The organism is Pedobacter sp. UBA5917 (genome assembly GCF_002432345.1).
Taxonomy (GTDB): Bacteria; Bacteroidota; Bacteroidia; order Sphingobacteriales; family Sphingobacteriaceae; genus Pedobacter.
Window position 1 is genome coordinate 1 of the sequence record NZ_DJDT01000273.1, and the last position, 6,141, is coordinate 6,141.

Annotated in this window: 3 protein-coding genes; 1 reads left to right on the plus strand and 2 read right to left on the minus strand. The window is 36.5% G+C overall.

Features of this window, described 5'->3' with window-relative positions; translation table 11 throughout:
• The first annotated feature begins 936 nt into the window (after nucleotides 1-936).
• Nucleotides 937-2,082 carry a Na+/H+ antiporter NhaA gene (gene nhaA, locus B2V92_RS18420; RefSeq protein ID WP_293310926.1) on the plus strand — a complete coding sequence of 382 codons (1,146 nt, stop codon included), beginning with the start codon at nucleotides 937-939 and terminating at the stop codon, nucleotides 2,080-2,082.
• A gap of 211 nt (nucleotides 2,083-2,293) precedes the next feature.
• Here the strand turns inward: nhaA and B2V92_RS18425 are convergent, their stop codons facing one another.
• Together B2V92_RS18425 and B2V92_RS18430 are read right to left on the minus strand one after the other, a co-directional pair.
• Complete coding sequence (locus B2V92_RS18425; protein ID WP_293310928.1) at nucleotides 2,294-3,736, minus strand: 5-methylcytosine restriction system specificity protein McrC; 1,443 nt, start codon at nucleotides 3,734-3,736, stop codon at nucleotides 2,294-2,296.
• Nucleotides 3,736-5,670 carry an AAA family ATPase gene (locus B2V92_RS18430; RefSeq protein ID WP_293310930.1) on the minus strand — a complete coding sequence of 645 codons (1,935 nt, stop codon included), beginning with the start codon at nucleotides 5,668-5,670 and terminating at the stop codon, nucleotides 3,736-3,738. Before B2V92_RS18430 ends, B2V92_RS18425 begins: the two co-directional genes overlap by 1 nt.
• Nucleotides 5,671-6,141 lie beyond the last annotated feature (471 nt).

Here is a 6,141-nt window from a genome sequence, read left to right on the forward strand (position 1 = left end):
AAGCTTTGACGAATTTATCCGATATCAGATCCAAGCCTTGGGTTTTTGTTACTTTTGGGCTAAGCCAAAAGTAAGCGCCCTTCGGCGGCGCTGAGCCGAGGCAAGACTGAGCGGGGGCAAGACAATGCCTAAGGCAAAAAACATGTCGCATTCCCCCCTATCCACCTACCGGCACCTTTCCCCTGAAAGGGAAAGGCTCGAGCAAAACACCTATCGCACCTGCAATTTGCACCATGCTATCTGCGAAACGTTATCTGCACCATGCTATCCGGCATAGGATATAATGGAAGGAGAAAACGTTAAAGCTTTTGCAAATCCTTTCAACACAGCACCAACCCAAGGCAGGATCAAGCGGGAGCGATGGAATAAAGCCAGGGTAAGAGCCTAGATACTGCCGCCATTAAAGCTTTGACGAATTTATCCGACATTAGATCCAAGCCTTGATTGTTTGTTTCTTTATCATCAAGGATAAAGAAAGAGTCTCCTCGGTGGCGGCGAACCGAGGCAAGCCTGAGCGGGAGCAAGACAATGCCTGAGGCAGAAACATATCGCATCCCCCTATCCGCCTACCGGCACCTTTCCCCTGAAAGGGAAAGGCCTATAAAACAACTTATCGCACCTGCAATTTGCACCATGCTATTGGCACCATGTCATTGGCGTCACGCTATCCGGCATAGGAAATTTTCGCTGAAATAAGCATTGAAATTCGTGCACAACCCCTCACCAAACCACAGCCCAAGGCAATATACAGTTCCGATTTTTCATCGGGGCCTCCATATTGCCGCAATAAGAATTTCGATAGCTTAGTTCAAGAAAAGATCCAAGCCTTGGGTTTTTGTTACTTTTGGGCTAAGCCAAAAGTAAGAGCCAGTTCGGTGGCTAACCGAGGCAAGCCTGAGCGTAGGGAAAAACATATAAATTCCCTACTTTTACCCCATGCCCAAACTCCTAAACTCCTTCAAAACATTTTTCCGTTCCGAACAGATAGGTGGTTTCATCTTATTATTTTGCGTAGCCATTTCTTTAATTATCGCTAACTCACCTGCTAAAGATACTTTTATCAACTTCTTAAATACCGAAATCGGTTTTGCCCCCATAAACTACAGCATACTTGCCTGGATAAACGATGCCCTAATGGCTGTTTTCTTTTTACTTGTTGGTTTAGAAATCAAGCGCGAACTGGTAGAAGGCGAATTATCATCCCTTAAAAGCGCAGCCTTACCCGTAATTGCGGCTTTAGGTGGCATGCTTGTACCTGCGCTAATTTATACCTTCTTTAATACAGGCAAAGCCACTGCAAGCGGTTGGGGCATCCCCATGGCTACTGATATTGCCTTTGCCCTTGCCATTATTGCCATGCTCGGCAAAAACGTACCGGCCAGTTTAAAAATCTTTTTAGCTGCATTGGCCATTGTTGATGATCTTGGAGCCATCCTCGTGATTGCAGTTTTCTATACCAACCAAATCCATTTCCAATACCTGGCCATGGCTGGTGGCATCCTGTTATTGTTAGGTTTAATGAACTATTTTGGTGTAAAGAAACTCGTTTTTTACCTTATCCCCGGCATATTCCTTTGGTATTTCATCCACCACTCGGGCATACATGCAACCATTGCAGGTGTATTACTGGCTTTTACCATTCCTACCAATAAAACCGCAGCAACATCGCCTTTAGAGAAACTCGAGCATACTTTAACCACTCCTGTTAACTACCTCATTATGCCCATATTCGCTTTGGCCAATACCAATATCACTTTTCAGAAAGGAATGTTCGGCGCTTTGGTGTCGCCATTAGGGCTCGGTATTGTATTGGGTTTATTTGCAGGGAAAACCATTGGCGTAACTTTATTTAGCTGGCTGGCTGTGAAGCTAAAGTGGGCCAACTTACCATCCGGAGCAGGCTGGAAACATATTTTAGGCTTGGGTATGTTGGCGGGCATCGGCTTTACCATGTCGATATTTATTGCGCTGTTATCATTTAGCGATGTCGTGCATGTGGCCGAAGCTAAATTTGCAATATTAACGGCTTCTGTTTTATCGGGTGTAGTGGGGTTTGTGTTTTTGAAAGCGGTAAAAGATTAATTGCATATTTAACTACAGCATATTTTAACCACAGAGCACACAGAGTAAAACACGGAGAAACACATAATATTTCCAGCCATTACTGTTAAATTCATTTCCTAATAGCGTAAGGTCATATTATTCCGTCATTTCGACTGGAGCACAGCGGAATGGAGAAATCTATCAGAAAGATTATATATCAGTCTATTCAACTATTAACTTCACTATACTTTCAATCAATTAAAGGCAAGTTAATTCCTATTTTATAAACCTGATGATAAGCCGCTATCTTATCATTTAGTAAATCTTTAATGCTTAAATTGATCTTTTGTTTTTCTCCGTTTTTTGCGGGTTTAGGATATATAATTAAACATGGTATTTCGTCAGATAGCCTTGGCGCCTGATTTTTGACTTTATTTAGCCTCGCATACCCTGCAACCTGCCTGATATCTCCATGGATTTGGCCATAATTGTATCTGAGCTTATATTTAGTATCAGCAACTATTTTAATTCCAGCTTCCGAATCCTCATCGCATATCAGAAAATCTAATGAATTACCATGAGTAGAAAATTGATAATTAAAATTACTGGCTGATAGACTCGAATTACCATTTAACAATCCGGCAAATACGTATAGTTCGAACATTTTCGGCATATCGATCCAAAAAGGAGGAGTAGAAACTTTCTCTTCTGTGGTTTTAGTAATGTTATATAAAAACTTTTTTAAAATGTGCTGTCCTATTTTAATTGCTTCTTTATACTCTTTAAAAAACGGGTTATATTTAAAATGCTTTAGCACCTGTAAACTAACCTCTGAACCAATTTTATCAAAAGCCGGACGGACGTAGTTTATTATCCATCCAATATTATTCTTGTCTTTAAAGAAATAATCATTGTTTTCTACATATTGTGTACAAAAAAGATATACCTTTTTCAGAAAACGGTTTTCTACTGAATCTTCACCAAATACCTGATATTCGCATACAGTATTAGTAAAACGGTTTTTAAAAATATTTTGCTTGATCTGCTCTCCAACCAGGATCTTTCCCTTTACCCTATTATTTAAATTTTCTGTTACCTTATAATATGATTTTTTTAATCCTTTTTTTACAATATCCTGAAGCAACTTTAAAAATTTAACAATCAAAAATGGGGTCAGCAAATCTTGTTTTTGTGTAATAGGAATTTCGTTTGCTACCCAATCAATTAAAAGTAGATTGTTTGTATGTTTTGCTACTTCTGTATGAGACATAATCTCCAAAAGCATAGCAATAATATCCACCTCTTTATCTAACTCTTCATTTTTAATATTCCTTTTAATTTCTTCATTCAGTTCCCCTATTTCTGTATCGGTAATATCTTCTTCGGCTTTCGAACTTATTTTTTCAAAAGAATTTGCCGGCCCCGAATTAAGTTTCGGCTCTACATGGATAAAACGATCTTGTATAAGCCAATCTATGCCTATAAAATAATCCGATTGCAGCACGATCTCTTTTTCAGAAAGCTTATAATTAAAACAATAATAGTGCTTCCCCCTTTCAGTTTTAAACCTGCGTGGATTAATTGTTTCAATTAAATGGTTATGTAAATACTCAATCTTGTTTGTTTTAATCAGATCAAGATCCTCTGTTAACTTTAAGGCATAAGCAATATGTTCTTTAAGGAGAATACCCATTACAAAGATTTTATATAATCTTCTATTTTTACTTTATTGATTTCGCCAACCAATACCCCATCTTTTACATATTCCAACAAAATAGGTTTTATCTCATAATCAATACGTATTTTAAAATCTTCAGGCTCTAACTTATCGCTACCCTCTAACTTCTTTTGTATAAAATAAGAATGGCCAAGCCATACATCTTCTGGTCTAAACTCTGATGATAACGTTTTCGCAGCTTTTAATATCGTTTTTTCATCAGCTAAGTACTCATCATAGTTATCAATAAATAATTCACTTATTATCTGAAACCAATTTGCATTAAAAACAATCTTTTCATCATTTAATACTTTCGGTAACACATCTACAAATGCAAATCTTCTCCTAATGGCATAATCGATATGGCCTACCGAACGATCTGCTGTATTCATTGTGCCGATGATGTAAAGGTTTGATGGTAAAGTAAGCTTGTTTGAGCCATCTACCTCATACATACTTTCTACTTCTTTACCTCTATATTCTAAAGCGTAAATTAATTCTCCTAATACCGATGAAAGATTGGCACGATTAATCTCATCAATAATGAGTACATAGTTTATTGCTGGGTTAGTTATGGCATTTTTTGCTAAAGTTGATAGAATTTTATTTTCTACAGTGTACTCGATCTGACCTTTTTTATTTGTTACCGCTGTTATTCCTCTTACAAAATCTTCGTATGTGAAAGATGGATGAAATTGGATTAATCTGCTTTCGCCTAAAGATGTAACAACTTTTATTTCAGGTTCTATAACCGAATCACTTTTAATTTTAAATTTATCATATAAATGGCCCATTAATTCATAGCTGGATATTTCACTGCCAAATGATTCTTTTATATCGTTAAAATGAATATTTATTTGTTTGTTTAGTTCAATATCATTTAAGTCTCCAACATAAATATCTAAAATTTTAGCAACAATTTTTAGATGCTTTTGACTAAAAATCGGAAAATAATCTTCTGGAAAATAGCTAGCCAGGATTTTAAGAATCAAACTTTGTCTAAAAATCTTTGTAGCCCGTTCATAATTTTTGCCTTTAGTTGTAAGCAATTCTTTTAAAATAGCTTTTATTTCTTCAAATGTATATTTATGATCACCACTTTCACACCTATATTCTTTACTCTCCGAATGATAATAAACTCCATAAACCTCACTACCCGCCTGCCCAGGCGAAAAGCGTCCGAGTGACTTAAGCCCAATCTCTATCCAATAACAGAAGCTCGTAACCGAGCCCTTACCCCTACAATATTCATCCAACGTTAATCCGGTAATATTTTCAATTGGAAATGTCTTGCTAAATTCATTTAATAAGACATTACGTTGCTTCATTTCATGTTTTGAGAAACTTGATTGCTCATAACTTTTTATATACCATTTTACATATTCTAATGGCGTAAAATTAACATCACCTACTATTAATCCATCTGCTATTATTTGAGCAAGCCTCGTTTTTCCAGTTCCTGGGGGGCCTTGAAGAATAATTTGTTTTTTATATAATAGTAATTCTTTTGTCTTAGCTAACATATCTTGAGCGATAATTTTTTTGTAAATAGATATTATATTTCTTTTATAATCGTGATGTGCTTCATGAAACTGTTTTCCTCGCCCATCGTATATTCCAAAATCCAAAGTCTTATTTGCTTCTTTCGTAAACAGATTACTTAGAACTATACAAGAAACATCGTCATAATCTGTAACATACTGTGTATCGAAATCAGCAAGCGATGCCACTTTTGAAGCTTTCGCTATAGCAACTATTTCTTGCCCCTTGGTAATCGCAATTAAATCACCATGGCTTACTTTTTTGATATACCCTTCTACTTCAGGGCCGGCAAATGCAATTTTGTTTTTCTCGAAAATTGGAAAAATATCTACGCCGCCCCAATTGGATCCTATACGCCAAACTTTCATAAATATTTTTTTTCTAACCCTGTTTGCATTAATTCTTTTCGTTAATAATATTAAATATAATTGATTTTAAAACTAGCCCAAATAGACCGAGATCGGCCAAAAATTACAATAATTCTTTATATCTAGGGCAACTATTTTCAAACTACTCATTTCTTGTTATTGACTTTTGATGTTTACCCAAATCGTTTTCAATTTATCATTGCCCAAACCTATTTAGTTAAAAGCAGCACATCATACGGTTTTCCGTATTATAGAAAAAATTGATTAGGGCATTAAAGATACTTTGCATAAAATAGCTATTAAACCAGCATGGCTAAACTGATGTCTACCAATGATGAACTGAGGAAGAAAACAATCAAAAAATTATCGCAATAGATTTCTCGACTCTGTTGCACCAGATAGCTATTAGGTTCGCCCGAAATGACGTACAGCGGGAAGGTAAGAATCCCTCGGCGGCGGTGAGCCGAGGCA